Source organism: Rhodococcus sp. p52 (assembly GCF_000763325.2).
In the GTDB taxonomy this organism is placed as follows: domain Bacteria; phylum Actinomycetota; class Actinomycetes; order Mycobacteriales; family Mycobacteriaceae; genus Rhodococcus; species Rhodococcus pyridinivorans.
This window is the reverse complement of sequence record NZ_CP016819.1, coordinates 2,997,310-3,012,740: the sequence shown is the minus strand read 5'-3', so window position 1 is coordinate 3,012,740 and position 15,431 is coordinate 2,997,310. Positions and strand designations below refer to the sequence as shown.

The window sequence follows — 15,431 nt, the reverse complement described above, 5'->3', positions numbered from 1 at the left end:
TCCGAGCCTAACCGACCTCTCGGGAGTGCTCCGGCGGCGTCTCCCCCGACTCGTCGTGCCGCCGCAGCGACGGCACAGCGGTCACGACGAGGGCGAACACGAGACCGCCCGCGAGGATCAACACCACCGCCCGCCGGTCGAGCAGCGAGGAACCGACAGCCCCGAAGGCCAGGATTCCGACCCACAGGTAGAGCAGCAGCACCACGCGACGGTGCGAGTGCCCGATCTGCAGCAGGCGGTGGTGGAGGTGCATCTTGTCGGGGCTGAAGGGGCTGACGCCGGCCCGGGTGCGCCGCACGATCGCGAGGAGCAGGTCGAGGATCGGGATGAACATCACGGCACCGACCAGGATCAGCGGCGAGAGCAGACCGAGCAGGTCGCGCGAACCGTAGGCGCTGAGCGGGATGAGGCCCGAGGCGCTTGTGGAGATTGCGGCGAGCATGAGACCGATGAGCATGGACCCGGAGTCGCCCATGAAGATCTTGGCGGGCTGGAAGTTGTGCGGCAGGAAGCCGAGGCAGGCGCCGGCGAGGGCCGCGGCCATGAGGGCCGGCGGGGAGGCGGAGACGTCGCCGCCCTGATCGAGCAGCAGACCCACGGAGAACGCGCAGATCGCGAGTGCGGCGATGAGCCCCAGTCCGGCCGCGAGTCCGTCGAGCCCGTCGACGAAGTTCATCGCGTTGATCGTCACCGCGGCGACGGCGACGGTGATGAGACCGCCCTGGAGCTGGTCGAGTACGAGTGTCGAGGCACTGAACGGGTCGTAGATGACGATCCAGCTCACGCCCATGATCACGAGCACGCCGGCCGCGGTGACCTGGCCGACGAACTTGGTGAGCGCGTCGAGTCCCCACCGGTCGTCGACGATGCCGACGACGACGATGATCGAGGCCGCAGCGAGCGCCGCCCCCATATCCGGGGTGAATTCGAAACCCCTTGTCAGAGCAGGTAATTGCTGAGCGAAGACGATTCCCGCGACGAGGCCGATGTACATGCCGACCCCACCCATCCGCGGGGTCGGGGTCACGTGCACGTCGCGGTCGCGGGGAACGGCGACCGCTCCGAACTTCAGCGCGAGGATCCGCACCACACCGGTCGCGAGGAAGGTCACCACCGCGGCGGTGAGCAGGACGAGGAGAAGCTCCCGGATGGGAACGCCGGCGCCGCGCCCGGCCTGGGCGAGCAGTACGGCGGTGGTGTCGGCTGCAGTCACGTGCTCCGTTCCTCCGCCGCTACTCCCCGCCGGACCGAAGGCGCTCGGGATCGTCACCGAGCACCTCCGCGAGTGCTTCGGCCGTCACCGCACCTTCGCGCAGGATGCGCGGGCGGTCGCCCGTGAGGTCGACGATCGTCGATGCGACCCCGTGCTCTGCCGGGCCACCGTCGAGATAGACACTCGCCGATGCTCCGAGTTGCTCGCGCGCCTCGGTGACGTTCGTGGCGGGGGGGCGACCGGAGACGTTGGCGCTGGAGACCGCGAGCGGACCGACCTCGCGCAGCAGTTCCAGGATGACGGGGTGCAGCGGCATGCGGAGCATGACGGTGCCGCGGGGGTCGCCGAGATCCCAGGCCAGGGACGGTGCCTGGTGCACCACGAGGCTGAGTCCGCCCGGCCAGAACGCGCGGATCAACTCCCGCGCCTCGGGACGCACCGAGGCGACGAGACCGTCGATGGTCGTCCAGGAGCCGACGAGGACCGGCACCGGCATGTCGCGGCCGCGCCCCTTCGCGCGCAGGAGCGCCGTTACGGCGTCGGAGTCGAAGGCGTCGGCAGCGATGCCGTACACCGTGTCGGTGGGTACGACGACGAGTCGTCCGGCCTTGAGTGCGCCGCGCGCCGCGTTGAGTCCGGCGGCGCGCGAAGCTTCGTTGTTGCAGTCGTACACGGTGCTCACGCGCTCATCCTTCCACTTCGGCCGCAATCGGCACCGGACGGGTCCTGCCCGTCAGCCGTCCGCCGCAGACCGTACCGACTTCATGCGGTCGGCCTCCACCGCCGTAGGAACACGGTGCGCGGTCACGAAGCGGGCCTTCCCGGCGAGGTCGGGGTGCCGCACGACGTCGCCGAACACCCGACGCTGCTCGAACAGTTCGGCGACCAGCAGGCTGTGCGTGTCGTCGTGCTCGACCGCTGCCGCTCCCCCGATCCGCAGCCACCGCGCAATGTTGGAAACCATGGGCCGGATGACGGACAGTCCGTCCGCTCCCCCGAAGAGCGCCGAGTGCGGATCGTGTTCGACCACCTCGGGTTCGAGGTCGGCTCCTTCCGGGATGTAGGGCGGGTTGGCGACCACCAGGTCGACACTGCCTTCGAGGTTGGTGAGCAGCATGCGGTCGGTGACATCGCCCTGGTACAGCCGGATCGGGGTGTCCCCTTCCTCCGCGCGGGTCTCGGCGTTCCGACGCGCCCAGGCGAGGGCCTTCGCTTCGAGTTCGACGGCGTGGACCTCGGCGTCGGGACGCGCATGCGCGATCGCCAGCGCCAGCGCGCCGGATCCGGTGCACAGGTCGAGGACGACCGGGTTGCGGCTGCCGTGGCGTTCGAGGAAGGCCAGCGCCCACCCGAGCAGCAGTTCCGTCTCGGGTCGCGGGACGAACACCCCCGGCCCCACTGCCAGGTCGATCTCCCCCATCGGCGAGGTGCCGGTGATGTACTGCAGAGGAATCCGCTTCGCCCGTTGTTCGACCATCGAGCGGTAGGCGTCGATGGTCGTCGCCTCGACGAGCGGGACCAGACCGAGTCGCCCGCGCTCGATGCCGAGCAGGTGCGCTGCGAGAAGTTCGGCGTCGACCCGGGGACTCGGGACTCCGGCTTCCTCGAGGACCGATGCCGCTTCGATGATGGCCAGACGCAGAGGTTGACGACTCACGCGTCCAGGGTGCCACGTGGTCACGAAGCCGATACGAATAGGTCAAGAACGTCCCAACAACTGCCACATGCCCATAGCGTCCGAAGGGTTCGGGGACCAACGAAAGGACTCTCAATGATCCTGTCAAGCCGCCACCGCGGTGACCGGCACAGTCGGTTGCCAGGTGCGGTGGTCGCGGAGCAGAGCATAGAGAACGTCCACGCGCCGCCGAGCCAGGCAGATCGTGGCCTGGACGGGACGCTTACCTTCGGCACGTTTGCGCTGATAGTAGGCGCGAGAGGCGGGGTCGCAGCGGACCGCGGTCAACGCCGACATGTACATCACCCGGCGCAGGCGCCTGCTGTAGCGCTGAGGGGTGTGCAGACGCCCGGTGCGTTTACCCGAATCCCTGGGTCGCGGCGCCAATCCGGTCCAGGCAGCGAGCTGATCGGCCGATCCGATCAGGGCGGGGTCACCGACTGCGGCAAGGAATTCGGCGCCGAGCCGGAATCCCATACCCGGCAAGCTCAGGATCACTTCGGCCAGAGGGTGACGGCGAAATCGGGCCTCGATCTCCGCGTCCACGGCCCTGATACGTGCGTCGAGATCGATCACCGCCTGCGCCAATTCGGCGACCAGTTCGGCAGCGACATCTTCCCCCGGCAACCGCACGGTCTGCGCCTTCGCAGCGGTGACCGCGGCCCGGGCGATCGATTCGGCGTGGCGCACCCCGGCCCCGGTGAGCATCGTGGCCAGTCGGGCCGCACCGACGCGGCGGATCGCTTTCGGTCGCTGGTAGCGGGCCAGCAGCACCACCCAGCCCCGGTCCGAGGAGATCTGCGCGACGCGTTCGAGGCCGGGGCAGATCGCGACGAGTTGTTGACGCAGCCGGTTGATGGTCCGGGTACGGTCGGCGACCAGATTGGTGCGGTGGCCGGTGAGCATCTGCAGCTCACGGATCAACTCGTCGTCGGGACGCAGAACGGGCAGGTCCGACCGCATCCGGGACTGATCGGCGATCACTCGGGCGTCGCGGGCGTCGGTCTTGGCTTCGCCGCCGCGGTAGACCGACGATGCCTGCCACACCGAACGTCCGGACAGGTAGCGCACCGGTTTCCCGGCGTCGGCCAGCACAGTCAGCAACAAGGTGACGTAGGCGGTGGTCAGATCCACCGTCCACGACACCGTCTCGGCGAGGGCGTCGATCTCGGTGATCACCGCACGGATCGTTGCTTCGTCGTTGTCGCATCGCCGCGACAGCACCACCGTCCCGGAGGTGTCGAGTACGCATATCCAGTGGTGTTCTTTGCCGACGTCGACTCCTGCCCACAGTTGCGAACCGGTCATCGGATTTCCTCGTTTTCGCTTGTGTTCCGGCCTGGCCCCGATGGACGCCTCCGCCGGCATTTCCTTAAACAAGCGATCATTCGCAGATCTCAATCAGCGGTCCGAGGTGTCCAGACAGGTCGGGTGGCCAGTCCTTTCAAGCCCCACTCGAGAGTGGGCAAACCTTATGCAGCCTCGCCCGGCCCGCCCGGGTTACAGCTCAACGTAACTCTCACGAAGTAACTGCACCTACGAACTTAAGGAGTGCTTATGACGAAGACATCACGTGCCCTGCGCGCAGCTGCTGTGGTCGCGATGGGTGGAGCGGCCGCCTTCGCCGGGGCCGGAACCGCCACTGCCGCGCCGATCGATATTCAGCCGACTCCATTGCTGTGCCCGGCCGGAATCGCGGAAACACAGTCGTTGACATATACCGAGAACAAGGCAGTCGAAGGGGACGAACTCTTCTACGCGATCAACCAGAAAAGTGTCGGCGGTGCCACGGTCTCGTGGATCAACGTCAACACCGGGGCGACCGGAAATGCGACGCTGGAATCGAACCCGGCAGTGTTCGGCGTGCCCACCGCTCTGACCGAACCCGAAGCTGGAACTGTGCTGTCTGCGATCTGGGGCATGCACGAGAACGAAGCGGGAGAGCAGTGCTTCCTGCTCCCGGGTATCGACATCGCCCAGGTGCCCGGCGAAACCGACGACTGAGCTGATTCCCCGGACGTAGCCCGGTTCGTGGCGTTATTCCGCCGCGAGCCGGGCTTCTCTGTCTGCCGCGCCGAGCGCGTCGAGCAGGGCCTCCATCTCGCCGTCGAGGACCGCGTCGAGGTTGTGGGACTTGAAGCCGATGCGGTGATCGGTGATCCGGTTCTCCGGGAAGTTGTAGGTGCGGATGCGCTCCGACCGGTCGACGGTCCGGACCTGGCTGGCGCGCCCCGCCGATGCCTCGGCCTCGGCCGCCTCTTCGGCCGCCGCCTGCAGGCGCGCCGCGAGGACCTGCATCGCGCGGGCCTTGTTCTGCAGCTGCGAGCGTTCGTTCTGGCAGGTCACCACGATGCCGGTGGGAAGGTGCGTGATGCGCACGGCAGAATCGGTGGTGTTGACACCCTGACCACCCTTGCCGGACGACCGGTAGACGTCGATGCGCAGGTCGCTCTCGTCGATCTGCACCTGCTCGACCTCGTCGGGCTCGGGGTAGACGAAGACGCCGGCCGCGGAGGTGTGCACGCGTCCCTGCGACTCGGTGACGGGCACACGCTGGACGCGGTGCACGCCGCCCTCGAACTTCAGGCGGGACCACACGCCGTCGCGCACGTCGGTCCGCGACTTGATCGACAGCGTGACGTCCTTGTAACCGCCGAGATCGGAGTAGGTGGCACCGAGGACCTCGACGCGCCAACCGGCACGTTCGGCGTAGCGCGTGTACATCCGGGTGAGATCGCCGGCGAACAGGGCGGATTCCTCGCCGCCCTCACCGGACTTGACCTCGAGGACCACGTCGTCGCTGTCGTGCGGGTCGCGCGGGGCGAGCAGGTCGGTGAGCGAGCGGTCGAGCTCGGCGACCTGCGCCTCGAGGTCGTCGACCTCGGATGCGAAAGTCGCGTCGTCGGCGGCGAGTTCGCGCGCCGCCCCGAGGTCCTCGCGGGCCTGCTTCAGAGCGTTGTAGGTCGACATCACGGGGGCGAGTTCGGCGAACCGCTTGCCCACCCGACGCGCTGCCGCAGGATCGTCGTGCAGCGACGGGTCGGACAGCTGCTGCTCCAGACCCGCGTATTCGGCCAGGATGTCGTCGATGGCCGACGGCTTGGTCTGCCCCGCCATGAGTGTGCTCCGCTCTGATTTCGGTCTTGCAATGAAAAAGCCGACGCCCGGCCTGCACGAGGGCAGTACCGGGCGTCGGCGTGACAGCTAGCTGTCGGAAGCGGCCTTCTTCGGCGCACGCTTGCCGTAGCGAGCCTCGAAGCGCGCGACGCGTCCACCGGTATCGAGGATCTTCTGCTTGCCGGTGTAGAACGGGTGGCAGTTGGAGCAGACTTCGACGTTGATACGTCCCGACTCCTTGGTGCTGCGCGTCTCGAACGTGTTACCGCAACCGCAGACGACGGTCGTCGTCACGTAGTTGGGGTGGATTCCTGCCTTCATGGTGTCCCTTTCATGGCCGCCGGGTCGCCTTCGCGGGTCGAAGACGTGAACCGGAGCCGGACTGAGCCTGCCGATTATGCCAAACGTAGGGCCCCGGGAGGAAATTCCCCGGGGCGCCGACGTCAGTCGTCGAGTGCCCCCGGTGCGGTCTTCGCCACATTCATGAGGAACTCGATGTTCGTCTTGGACTTCTTGAGCCGGTCGATGAGCAGATCGATCGCCTGGTGCGAATCGAGGCCCGAAAGCACGCGGCGGAGCTTGTGCACCACGGCGAACTCGTCGGGGCTCATGAGCAGCTCGTCCTTGCGGGTACCGGACGGGTTGACGTCGACCGCCGGGAACACGCGCCGCTCGGCGATCTTCCGGTCGAGCTTGAGCTCGGCGTTACCCGTGCCTTTGAACTCCTCGAAGATCACTGTGTCGCCGGTGGAACCGGTCTCGACCATCGCGGTGGCGATGATCGTGAGCGATCCGCCGTTCTCGATGTTGCGGGCGGCACCGAGGAAACGCTTCGGCGGGGACAGCGCGGTCGAGTCGACACCACCGGAGAGGATGCGTCCGGATGCCGGCGACGAGTTGTTGTACGCGCGGCCGAGACGGGTGATGGAGTCGAGGAGCACCACGACGTCCTGGCCCATCTCCACGAGACGCTTCGCACGCTCGATGGCGAGCTCGGCGACCGAGGTGTGATCCGACGGCGGCCGGTCGAAGGTCGAGGCGATGACCTCACCCTTCACCGAACGCTGCATGTCGGTGACCTCTTCGGGACGCTCGTCGACGAGCACGACCATCAGGTAGCACTCGGGGTTGTTGACGGCGATCGCGTTCGCGATGTCCTGGAGGACGGTGGTCTTACCGGCCTTCGGCGGCGACACGATGAGTGCACGTTGACCCTTACCGATCGGCATGACCAGGTCGATCACGCGCGTGGTGAGGATGTTCGGCTGGGTCTCGAGGCGCAGTCGCTGGTTGGGGTACAGCGGCGTGAGCTTGTTGAACTCGGGGCGGCGCTTGGCCGAGTCGACCTCGCGCCCGTTGACGGTGTCGAGACGAACCAGCGGGTTGAACTTCTGACGCTGGTTGCCTTGCTCGCCCTCACGGGGGACCCGCACGGCGCCGGTGATGGCGTCGCCGCGGCGCAGGCCGTTCTTGCGCACCATGTTCATCGACACGTACACGTCGTTCGGGCCGGCGAGGTAGCCGGAGGTGCGGACGAACGCGTAGTTGTCGAGGACGTCGAGGATGCCGGCGACCGGCTGCAGGACGTCGTCCTCGCGGATCTCGGGCTCGCGCGAGTCCGAACCGCTCTCGCCGCGGTCGCGTCCACGACGACGCTCACGGAAGCGACGACCCCGGCGACCGCGGCCACCTTCCTCGTCGTCTCCCCCACGGTTGTCCTGGCCCTGGCGCGGACCCTGGTTACCGCCGTCGCGATCGCCGGCGTCCTGGTTGCGGTCGCCCTGGTTGCGGTCGCCCTGGTTGCGGTCACCCTGGTTACGGTCGCCCTGGTTACGGTCGCGGCGCGAGGAGCCGTCGCCGGAGTTACGGTCCTGGCCACGCTCGCGGTGCGAGTCGCGATCCTGGACCTTGTCGCGCTGCGAGTCGCGATCCTGGCGACCGTCCTCGGACGCGTCGGCACCCTCGGTCTGCTGGTTCTGGTCGGCGTTGTCGCCACCGCGGCGTCCGCGACGGCCACGGCCGCGGCGGTTACCGTCGGATTCGTTGTCGCCACTGGGGGTCTGGCCGCCCTGCGGCTTCTCCTGCGAGCTTTCTTCACCGTGCTTCACGTCGGCCTTCTGCTCGGCCTGTTCGGCGTCGGCCTTCTGCTCGGCCGGTGCGGCGTCGGCCTTCTGCTCGGGCGCGGCGGTCTCGTCGGTGGCGGCACGGCCACGGCGACCGCGGGTGCCACGCGAGGATGCTCCCTCGGGCTTGCCGGCAGTCTCGGGCTTCCCCGCCGTCTCGGGCTTCGCTGCCGCGTCGGTCTTCTCGGGGGCAGCGGTCTTCTCGGCTGCAGGCTGCTCGGCAGGTGCGGCGGCGCCGCCTCCCTGCTTCTCCTTGATCGCAGCGATGAGATCACCCTTGCGCATCCCGGAGGTGCCCTTGATTCCGAGCTCGGCGGCAAGAGTCCGCAACTCGGCAAGCACCATGCCCGAAAGGCCTGCTCCGCGGCGACCGCGCGTGGTCGTCCGGCTACCGGCCTCGGGAATGTCGAGAGCAGGTGTAGTGATCAGGTCCGTATCTGTCACGGAGATCCTTCCTTCCCTCGCTCGCTCATGCGCAGCAGAGGGTTCGTCCCGCAGATCAGTTCGTCCACTGAGCTGGGATTTGCCGTACGAGTTCAGGGAAAACGAACGGTCGGCACGTCCGCCACCACACCGAAATCCGGTAGGTGCGGTCTGTCCCCCTCCCGGATCCGGGAGCAGGTGAGGATCGATCCAGGCTCGACGCCCCGATGGAGCTGGAGTGATTACCCTGGAGAATCCGGCGACTGATACGCACGACGTGCGGACACCCCACAGAATAGCGACGATCTGTACGTAGAGCAAGAATCGCCGTGCCGGATGGGACGTGTGTGTTGCACCACCCGTCGACCTCCATCCGGCACCATCCGTCGGTCCCCCAGCACTGCGCGTCTACTCAGTCGACCTGGACGCCCTCGGCGATCTCGAGTTCGAGCACCGTCAGTTCGTCGGCCTCGGCGGCGGCCCGCAGTTCGTCGGGCAGCGCGGAGGTCGTGAGCGCGAGCACGGTCGGCCCGGCACCCGAGACGACGGCGGGGATGCCCGCCTCGCGCAGTGCGGCCACCCATTTGGTGGTGAGCGGGAGTGCGGGTGCCCGCTGAGCCTGGTGGAGCAGATCCTGCGTTGCCGGCATCAGCAGCTCGGGCCGCTCGGTGAGCGCGACGACCGCGAGAGCCGCTCGGCTGACGTTGAACGCCGCGTCCCGATGTGGGACGAGTTCGGGCAGCAGGCCCCGGGTGTGGGCCGTCGACGAACGGACCGACGGGACGAAGGCGTACGCCTTGATGTCCGGGTGCACACGCAGGCTCACCGCGCGGTAGGTCCGCTGTTCGGAGTCGACTTCGACCTCGGTCCACGACACCACTGCCCCACCGAGGACGCTCGCGGAGGCGTTATCGGGATGGCCCTCGAACTCGGAGGCGAGCTGCACGAGCTGCTCGTCGTCGAGGACGCGCTCGGGAGCGATCTTGCGGACGAGCCCATTGGCCGCTGCCAGTCCTCCCACCGCCGCCGAGGCGGAGGATCCCAGGCCACGCGAGTGTGGGATGACGTTGTGGCACACGACGTCCAGTCCGTCCGCCCACACACCGGCGGCCTCGAGTCCCCGCTCGACGGCACGGACCACGAGATGGGAGGGTCCCCACGGAACCTCCTGGGCGCCTTCCCCCTCCACCTTCACGTCGAGCCCGGAAGCCGTTGTCGTGACGGTGATCTCGTCGTACAGACCGAGGGCGAGCCCCAGACAATCGAAGCCGGGACCGAGATTCGCGCTCGAAGCGGGAACCCGTGCCGTCACCGAAAGCCCCACGGGCAACGTCTGCGTCATGTCCTGATTCCCAACGGAGGAAGGCGTGGCGGTCAACTCAGGCCAACTCGAGCGCGGAGGCGACCGCGACCGGGTCGACCGGGATGGGCTCGACCACGGGCACGTCGCGCAGGGCCGTATCGGGGTCCTTGAGACCGTTGCCGGTCACGGTGCACACGACCTTCAGGCCCCGCTCGAGCCAGCCTTCCTTGCTCGCGGCGAGCAGACCTGCGATGGAGGCGGCCGAGGCCGGCTCGACGAAGATCGACTCGGACTTCGCGAGCAGCCGGTACGCCTCGAGGATCTCCTCGTCGGTCGCCGCACGGAATGCGCCGTTCGACTCCTCCTTGGCGGCCACCGCGCCGTTCCACGATGCGGGAGCGCCGATGCGGATGGCGGTCGCGATGGTCTCGGGATCCTTCACCGGATGGCCGAGGACGAGCGGCGCGGCACCAGCGGCCTGGACGCCGAGCATGCGCGGGCGGCGCGTGCTGAGGCCGTCGGCGGCGTACTCGCTGTAGCCCTTCCAGTAGGCGGTGATGTTGCCGGCATTGCCGACGGGCAGCACATGCACGTCGGGGGCGTCGCCGAGCGCGTCGACGATCTCGAAGGCGGCAGTCTTCTGGCCCTCGATACGCACCGGGTTCACGGAGTTGACCAGACCGATGGTGGAGAACTCCGCGGTGGTCTTGCGTGCCAGTTCCAGACAATCGTCGAAGTTACCCTCGACCTGCACGATCTTCGCGCCGTGCATGACGGCCTGGGCGAGCTTGCCCATCGCGATCTTGCCCTGCGGGACGAGAACCGCGCAGCCGATGCCGGCGCGCGCGGCGTAGGCGGCGGCCGAGGCCGAGGTGTTGCCGGTGGACGCGCACAGCACCGCCTGCTTGCCGGTCGCGAGGGCCTCGGTGACCGCCATGGTCATACCGCGGTCCTTGAACGAGCCGGTGGGGTTGAGACCCTCGACCTTGACATGCACCTCGCAGCCGGTGATCTCCGACAGGCGCGGAGCCGGGAGCAGCGGCGTGCCACCCTCGCGCAGCGTGACCGTCTTCCAGTCGTCACCGATCGGCAGGCGCGAACGGTACGCCTCGATCAGGCCCGGCCACGGCGTGTGTACGGGGGTGGTGTTCTTCTCGGCCGCGCTCATTCGGCGGATCCCTCCAGTCTCAGGACGCTGGTCACAGCGATCACGGATTCGAGTTTGTCGAGCGCTGCGACGGTATCCGCCAGCGCACGGTCGGTGGCTTGATGGGTGAGTACCACCAGACGGGCAGCGTCGCCCGCGCCTTCCTGGCGGACCGCTGCGATGCTCACGCCCCGCGTGGCGAACTCGGCGGCGACCGCGGAGAGCACGCCGGCCCGGTCGGCGACCTTCAGATTGACGTAGTAGCGGGTGAGGATGTCACTCATGGGCGCGATTTCCAGCTGCGCGTACTTCGATTCACGCGGACCACGACCGCCCTGCACCCGATTGCGGGCGGCCATCACGAGATCGCCCATCACGGCGGAGGCGGTGGGGGCGCCACCGGCACCCTGGCCGTAGAACATGAGCCGACCCGAGGACTCCGCTTCGACGACGACGGCGTTGAACGCACCGTTGACCGAGGCCAGCGGGTGCTCGCGGGGCACGAGGGCCGGGTAGACCCGGGCGGACACGCGGTCCTTGCCGTCGACGGACGGGACGCGCTCGCACAGCGCGAGCAGCTTGATCGTGCAGTTGAGCGCGCGCGCCGAGGTGAGGTCGGCGGCGGTGATCGAGGAGATGCCCTCGCGGTAGACGTCGGCGGCCGTCACGCGGGTGTGGAAGGCGATCGACGCGAGGATCGCCGCCTTCGAGGCGGCGTCGAAGCCTTCGACGTCGGCGGTGGGATCGGCCTCGGCGTATCCGAGGCGGCCCGCCTCGGCGAGCGTCTCGCCGTAGTCGGCGCCCGTCTCGTCCATGGCCGAGAGGATGTAGTTCGTGGTGCCGTTGACGATGCCGACGACCCGGTTGACCTTGTCGCCCGCGAGCGACTGGGTAAGCGGGCGGATCACCGGGATCGCGCCGGCCACGGACGCCTCGAAGTACAGGTCGACGTTGCGGGCCTCGGCCACCTCGGCCAGTTCGCCGGTGTAGGCGGCGAGCAGTGCCTTGTTGGCGGTGACGACGGACTTGCCGGCGTCGAGCGCCGTGCGCACGAGCTTGCGGGGCAGTTCGATGCCACCGATGAGCTCGACGACGATGTCGACGTCGTCGCGGCGGATCAGCGCCTCGGCGTTCGTCGTGACCAGTTCCGCGGGAAGACCCCGGTCGCGGGCGGCGTCGCGCACGGCGACGCCCCTCAGCTCGAGGGGGGCACCGATGCGCGCCTCCAGATCCGCGGCGTCCTCGCGGATGATCCGCGCGACCTCGGCACCGACGGTGCCATGTCCGAGAACCGCCACACCCACCGGACGCCGGCCCGAAGCATCGGTCGCCGTTACACTGGTCACTCCGAAACCTCCAAGTTGAGCAGATCTTCGAGGGTCTCGCGGCGCAGCAGAACGCGCGAGACGCCGTCCTTGACCGCCACGACGGCGGGGCGAGGAAGCAGGTTGTACCTGCTCGACATCGAGTAGCAGTATGCACCCGTCGCCGCGACCGCCAGTAAATCACCGGCTGCGACGTCTGCGGGCATCCAAGCGTCGCGGATGACGATGTCGCCGCTCTCGCAGTGCTTGCCGACGACGCGCGAGACCACCGGCTCGGCGTCGCTCACGCGGGAGACGAGGCGCGACTCGTACTCCGCCTGGTACAGCGATGTGCGGATGTTGTCGCTCATGCCGCCGTCGACGCTGATGTAGCGGCGGACGTGCCCGGAACCGACCTCGACGTCCTTGAGGGTTCCCACCTCGTAGAGCGTCACTGTGCCCGGTCCGGCGATGGCGCGGCCCGGTTCGACCGCGAGGGTCGGGGCCGGCAGCCCGGCGAGCGCGGACTCGGTGCGGACGATGTCGCCCAACTTCGCCGCGAGGTCGGCGACCGGCGGCGGGTCGTCGCTCGGCACGTACGAGATGCCCAGACCACCGCCGAGATCGACGATGTTCATCTGCGAGGTCTTGTCGACACCGAACTCGGCGACGATGTCGCGCAGCAGGCCGATGACGCGGTGGGCGGCCAGTTCGAAGCCGTCGACATCGAAGATCTGCGAGCCGATGTGGCTGTGCAGGCCGACGAGGCGGAGATTGTCGGCCGCGAAGACGCGGCGCACGGCCTGCATGGCGTTGCCACCGGCGAGCGAGAGCCCGAACTTCTGGTCCTCGTGCGCGGTGGAGATGAACTCGTGGGTGTGGGCCTCGACGCCCACGGTCACGCGGATGAGCACGTCCTGGACGACACCGGCCTCACCGGCGACCGCGTCGAGCCGGTCGATTTCGGCGAGCGAGTCGAGCACGATGTGCCCGACCCCGGCGGTCACGGCGGCCTGCAGTTCGCGGACGGACTTGTTGTTGCCGTGCATCGCGATCTTCCCGGCGGGGAATCCGGCGTGCAGGGCCACGGCGAGCTCACCGCCGGACGCGACGTCGAGCGAGAGCCCTTCCTGATGAACCCACCGTGCGATCTCGCTGCACAGGAACGCCTTCGACGCGTAGTGCACCTTCGCCGACGGGCCGAAGGCCTCGGCGATCTCCCGGCAGCGGGAGCGGAAGTCGTCTTCGTCGACGACGAACAGCGGGGTGCCGTACTTCTCGGCGAGCTCGGTCACCGGGATACCGGCGATGCGCATGACGCCGTCCTCGCCGCGCGCGGCATTGCGGGGCCACACGTGCGGGGCCAGCGCGTTGAGCGCCGCGGTGTCGGCCGGGCGCTCGGGCAGGTTGGGGGCGTGCGGGATCTGGGCGTGACGCGGTCCCGCGGGGTGCGCGTTCACATCCGCTCCGGGGCGGTGACGCCGAGCAGGCCGAGGCCGTTGGCGAGGACCTGGCGTGCGGCCGCGCACAACGCGAGTCGCGCGGTGTGCAGCGGTCCGGCCTCCTCGTCGCCCTGCGGCAGGATCCGGCAGGCGTCGTAGAAGCGGTGGTAGGTGCCCGCGAGTTCCTCGAGATAGCGGGCGACGCGGTGCGGTTCGCGCAGTTCGGCCGCCTTTGCCAGCACCCGGGGGTACTCGCCGAGGGTGCGGATGAGGTCGCCCTCGCGCTCGTGGGTGAGTAGCGAGAAGTCGGCGCCCTCGGCGGTCAGGCCGAGATCGGCGGCGTTGCGCGCGATCGACGACAGTCGTGCGTGGGCGTACTGGACGTAGTAGACCGGGTTCTCGTTCGTGGTGCTCGCCCACAGCTCGAGGTCGATGTCGATGCTCTGGTCCACCGAGGAACGCACGAGCGAGTAGCGGGCGGCGTCGACGCCGATCGCCTCGACGAGGTCGTCGAGGGTGATCACGGTGCCGGCCCGCTTGCTCATCCTCACGGCCTCGCCGCCACGGACGAGGTTGACCATCTGGCCGATCATCACCTCGACGGTGTCGGGGTCGTCGCCGAACGCCGCCGCGGCGGCCTTCAGACGCGCGATGTAGCCGTGGTGGTCGGCACCGAGCATGTAGATGCACAGGTCGAAGCCGCGCGAGCGCTTGTCCTGGAAGTAGGCGATGTCGCCGGCGATGTAGGCGGCGTTGCCGTCGGACTTGATGACGACACGGTCCTTGTCGTCGCCGTAATCGGTGCTCTTGAGCCACCACGCGCCGTCGTCGAAGTACAGATTGCCCGACGCCTTCAGGGTCTCGACGGCCTTCTCGACGGCTCCGCTCTCGAAGAGGGAGTTCTCGTGGAAGTACACGTCGAAGTCGACGCCGAACTCGTGGAGGGTGCGCTTGATGTGCGCGAACATCAGGTCCACGCCGATCGAGCGGAACGTCTCGTGCCGCTCGTCCTCGGGGAGCTCGAGGGCGTCGGGGCGCTGCTCGAGCACGGAGGAGGCGATGTCGACGATGTACGCGCCGGCGTAGCCGTCCTCGGGGGCGGGCTGTCCGAGTGCGGAGGCGATGAGCGACCGGGTGAAGCGGTCGATCTGCGCGCCGTGGTCGTTGAAGTAGTACTCGCGGGTGACCTCGCCACCCTGGGCGGTGAGGATGCGTCCGAGCGCGTCGCCGACCGCGGCCCAGCGGGTGCCACCGAGGTGGATCGGGCCGGTGGGGTTGGCGGAGACGAACTCGAGGTTGATCCTCGTGTTCGCGAGGTCGCTGCCGGTGCCGTAGGCGGCGCCCTCGGCGAGCACCTTCGCCACGATCGCTCCCTGGGCGTCGGCGGCGAGCCGGATGTTGAGGAAGCCGGGGCCCGCGACCTCGGCGGAGTCGATGCCGTCGGCGGCGGTCAAGGCTTCGGCGAGCCAGGTGGCGAGTTCGCGGGGATTGACGCCGACCTTCTTCGCAACCTGCATCGCGACGTTGGTCGCGTAGTCGCCGTGCTCCGGATTGCGCGGGCGCTCGACGGTGAGGGTCTCGGGAAGAACGGACGCGTCGAGACCACGGTCGGTGAGGACACCGGCGGCGGTTCCGCGGAGCAGCTGAGCAAGGTCGGAGGGAGTCACAGGTGTCCATCCTATTG

13 protein-coding genes are annotated in these 15,431 nt (G+C 68.5%); 1 reads left to right on the top strand and 12 read right to left on the bottom strand.

Annotated elements, in window-relative coordinates:
* Nucleotides 1–7: 7 nt before the first annotated feature.
* From IM25_RS13905 to IM25_RS13890, 4 genes are all read right to left on the bottom strand, one after another.
* Nucleotides 8–1,213: an MraY family glycosyltransferase gene (locus IM25_RS13905; protein ID WP_065996129.1), complete on the bottom strand. Its 1,206-nt coding sequence runs from the start codon at nucleotides 1,211–1,213 to the stop codon at nucleotides 8–10.
* Between the two features lie 19 nt (nucleotides 1,214–1,232).
* On the bottom strand, nucleotides 1,233–1,895 hold the full coding sequence (locus IM25_RS13900; RefSeq protein WP_065996128.1) for an L-threonylcarbamoyladenylate synthase: 663 nt from the start codon (nucleotides 1,893–1,895) through the stop codon (nucleotides 1,233–1,235).
* A gap of 51 nt (nucleotides 1,896–1,946) precedes the next feature.
* Nucleotides 1,947–2,870 (bottom strand): peptide chain release factor N(5)-glutamine methyltransferase, encoded by a 924-nt coding sequence (prmC, locus tag IM25_RS13895; protein ID WP_006552586.1) that lies wholly within the window; start codon nucleotides 2,868–2,870, stop codon nucleotides 1,947–1,949.
* Nucleotides 2,871–2,993: 123 nt separating this feature from the next.
* On the bottom strand, nucleotides 2,994–4,196 hold the full coding sequence (locus IM25_RS13890; protein ID WP_033097977.1) for an IS110 family transposase: 1,203 nt from the start codon (nucleotides 4,194–4,196) through the stop codon (nucleotides 2,994–2,996).
* Nucleotides 4,197–4,445: 249 nt separating this feature from the next.
* Between IM25_RS13890 and IM25_RS13885 the strand changes: the two genes are divergently transcribed.
* Entirely contained in the window at nucleotides 4,446–4,892 is a 447-nt protein-coding gene (locus IM25_RS13885; RefSeq protein ID WP_033097978.1) for a hypothetical protein, read from the top strand.
* A 33-nt stretch (nucleotides 4,893–4,925) separates the two neighbouring features.
* Here IM25_RS13885 and prfA read toward each other — a convergent pair whose 3' ends face one another.
* From prfA to argS, 8 genes are all read right to left on the bottom strand, one after another.
* Nucleotides 4,926–6,005: a peptide chain release factor 1 gene (prfA, locus tag IM25_RS13880; protein ID WP_033097979.1), complete on the bottom strand. Its 1,080-nt coding sequence runs from the start codon at nucleotides 6,003–6,005 to the stop codon at nucleotides 4,926–4,928.
* Between the two features lie 87 nt (nucleotides 6,006–6,092).
* Entirely contained in the window at nucleotides 6,093–6,326 is a 234-nt protein-coding gene (gene rpmE / locus IM25_RS13875; RefSeq protein WP_006552583.1) for a 50S ribosomal protein L31, read from the bottom strand.
* A gap of 122 nt (nucleotides 6,327–6,448) precedes the next feature.
* Nucleotides 6,449–8,572: a transcription termination factor Rho gene (rho, locus tag IM25_RS13870; protein WP_084295013.1), complete on the bottom strand. Its 2,124-nt coding sequence runs from the start codon at nucleotides 8,570–8,572 to the stop codon at nucleotides 6,449–6,451.
* Between the two features lie 391 nt (nucleotides 8,573–8,963).
* Entirely contained in the window at nucleotides 8,964–9,893 is a 930-nt protein-coding gene (gene thrB, locus IM25_RS13865) for a homoserine kinase (protein ID WP_033097981.1), read from the bottom strand.
* A 37-nt stretch (nucleotides 9,894–9,930) separates the two neighbouring features.
* Nucleotides 9,931–11,022 (bottom strand): threonine synthase, encoded by a 1,092-nt coding sequence (gene thrC, locus IM25_RS13860; RefSeq protein ID WP_006552580.1) that lies wholly within the window; start codon nucleotides 11,020–11,022, stop codon nucleotides 9,931–9,933.
* Nucleotides 11,019–12,305: a homoserine dehydrogenase gene (locus IM25_RS13855; protein WP_006552579.1), complete on the bottom strand. Its 1,287-nt coding sequence runs from the start codon at nucleotides 12,303–12,305 to the stop codon at nucleotides 11,019–11,021. Before IM25_RS13855 ends, thrC begins: the two co-directional genes overlap by 4 nt.
* Before the next feature lie 38 nt (nucleotides 12,306–12,343).
* On the bottom strand, nucleotides 12,344–13,765 hold the full coding sequence (gene lysA / locus IM25_RS13850; protein ID WP_024103697.1) for a diaminopimelate decarboxylase: 1,422 nt from the start codon (nucleotides 13,763–13,765) through the stop codon (nucleotides 12,344–12,346).
* Nucleotides 13,762–15,414 carry an arginine--tRNA ligase gene (gene argS, locus IM25_RS13845; protein WP_006552577.1) on the bottom strand — a complete coding sequence of 551 codons (1,653 nt, stop codon included), beginning with the start codon at nucleotides 15,412–15,414 and terminating at the stop codon, nucleotides 13,762–13,764. Before argS ends, lysA begins: the two co-directional genes overlap by 4 nt.
* Nucleotides 15,415–15,431 lie beyond the last annotated feature (17 nt).

Bases quoted from the DNA above. Each gene is read 5' to 3' on its own strand.
- IM25_RS13890 (WP_033097977.1), bottom strand. From the start codon at position 4,196: ATGACCGGTTCGCAACTGTGGGCAGGAGTCGACGTCGGCAAAGAACAC.
- IM25_RS13885 (WP_033097978.1), top strand. From the start codon at position 4,446: ATGACGAAGACATCACGTGCCCTGCGCGCAGCTGCTGTGGTCGCGATG.
- prfA (WP_033097979.1), bottom strand. From the start codon at position 6,005: ATGGCGGGGCAGACCAAGCCGTCGGCCATCGACGACATCCTGGCCGAA.
- rpmE (WP_006552583.1), bottom strand. From the start codon at position 6,326: ATGAAGGCAGGAATCCACCCCAACTACGTGACGACGACCGTCGTCTGC.
- thrB (WP_033097981.1), bottom strand. From the start codon at position 9,893: ATGACGCAGACGTTGCCCGTGGGGCTTTCGGTGACGGCACGGGTTCCC.
- thrC (WP_006552580.1), bottom strand. From the start codon at position 11,022: ATGAGCGCGGCCGAGAAGAACACCACCCCCGTACACACGCCGTGGCCG.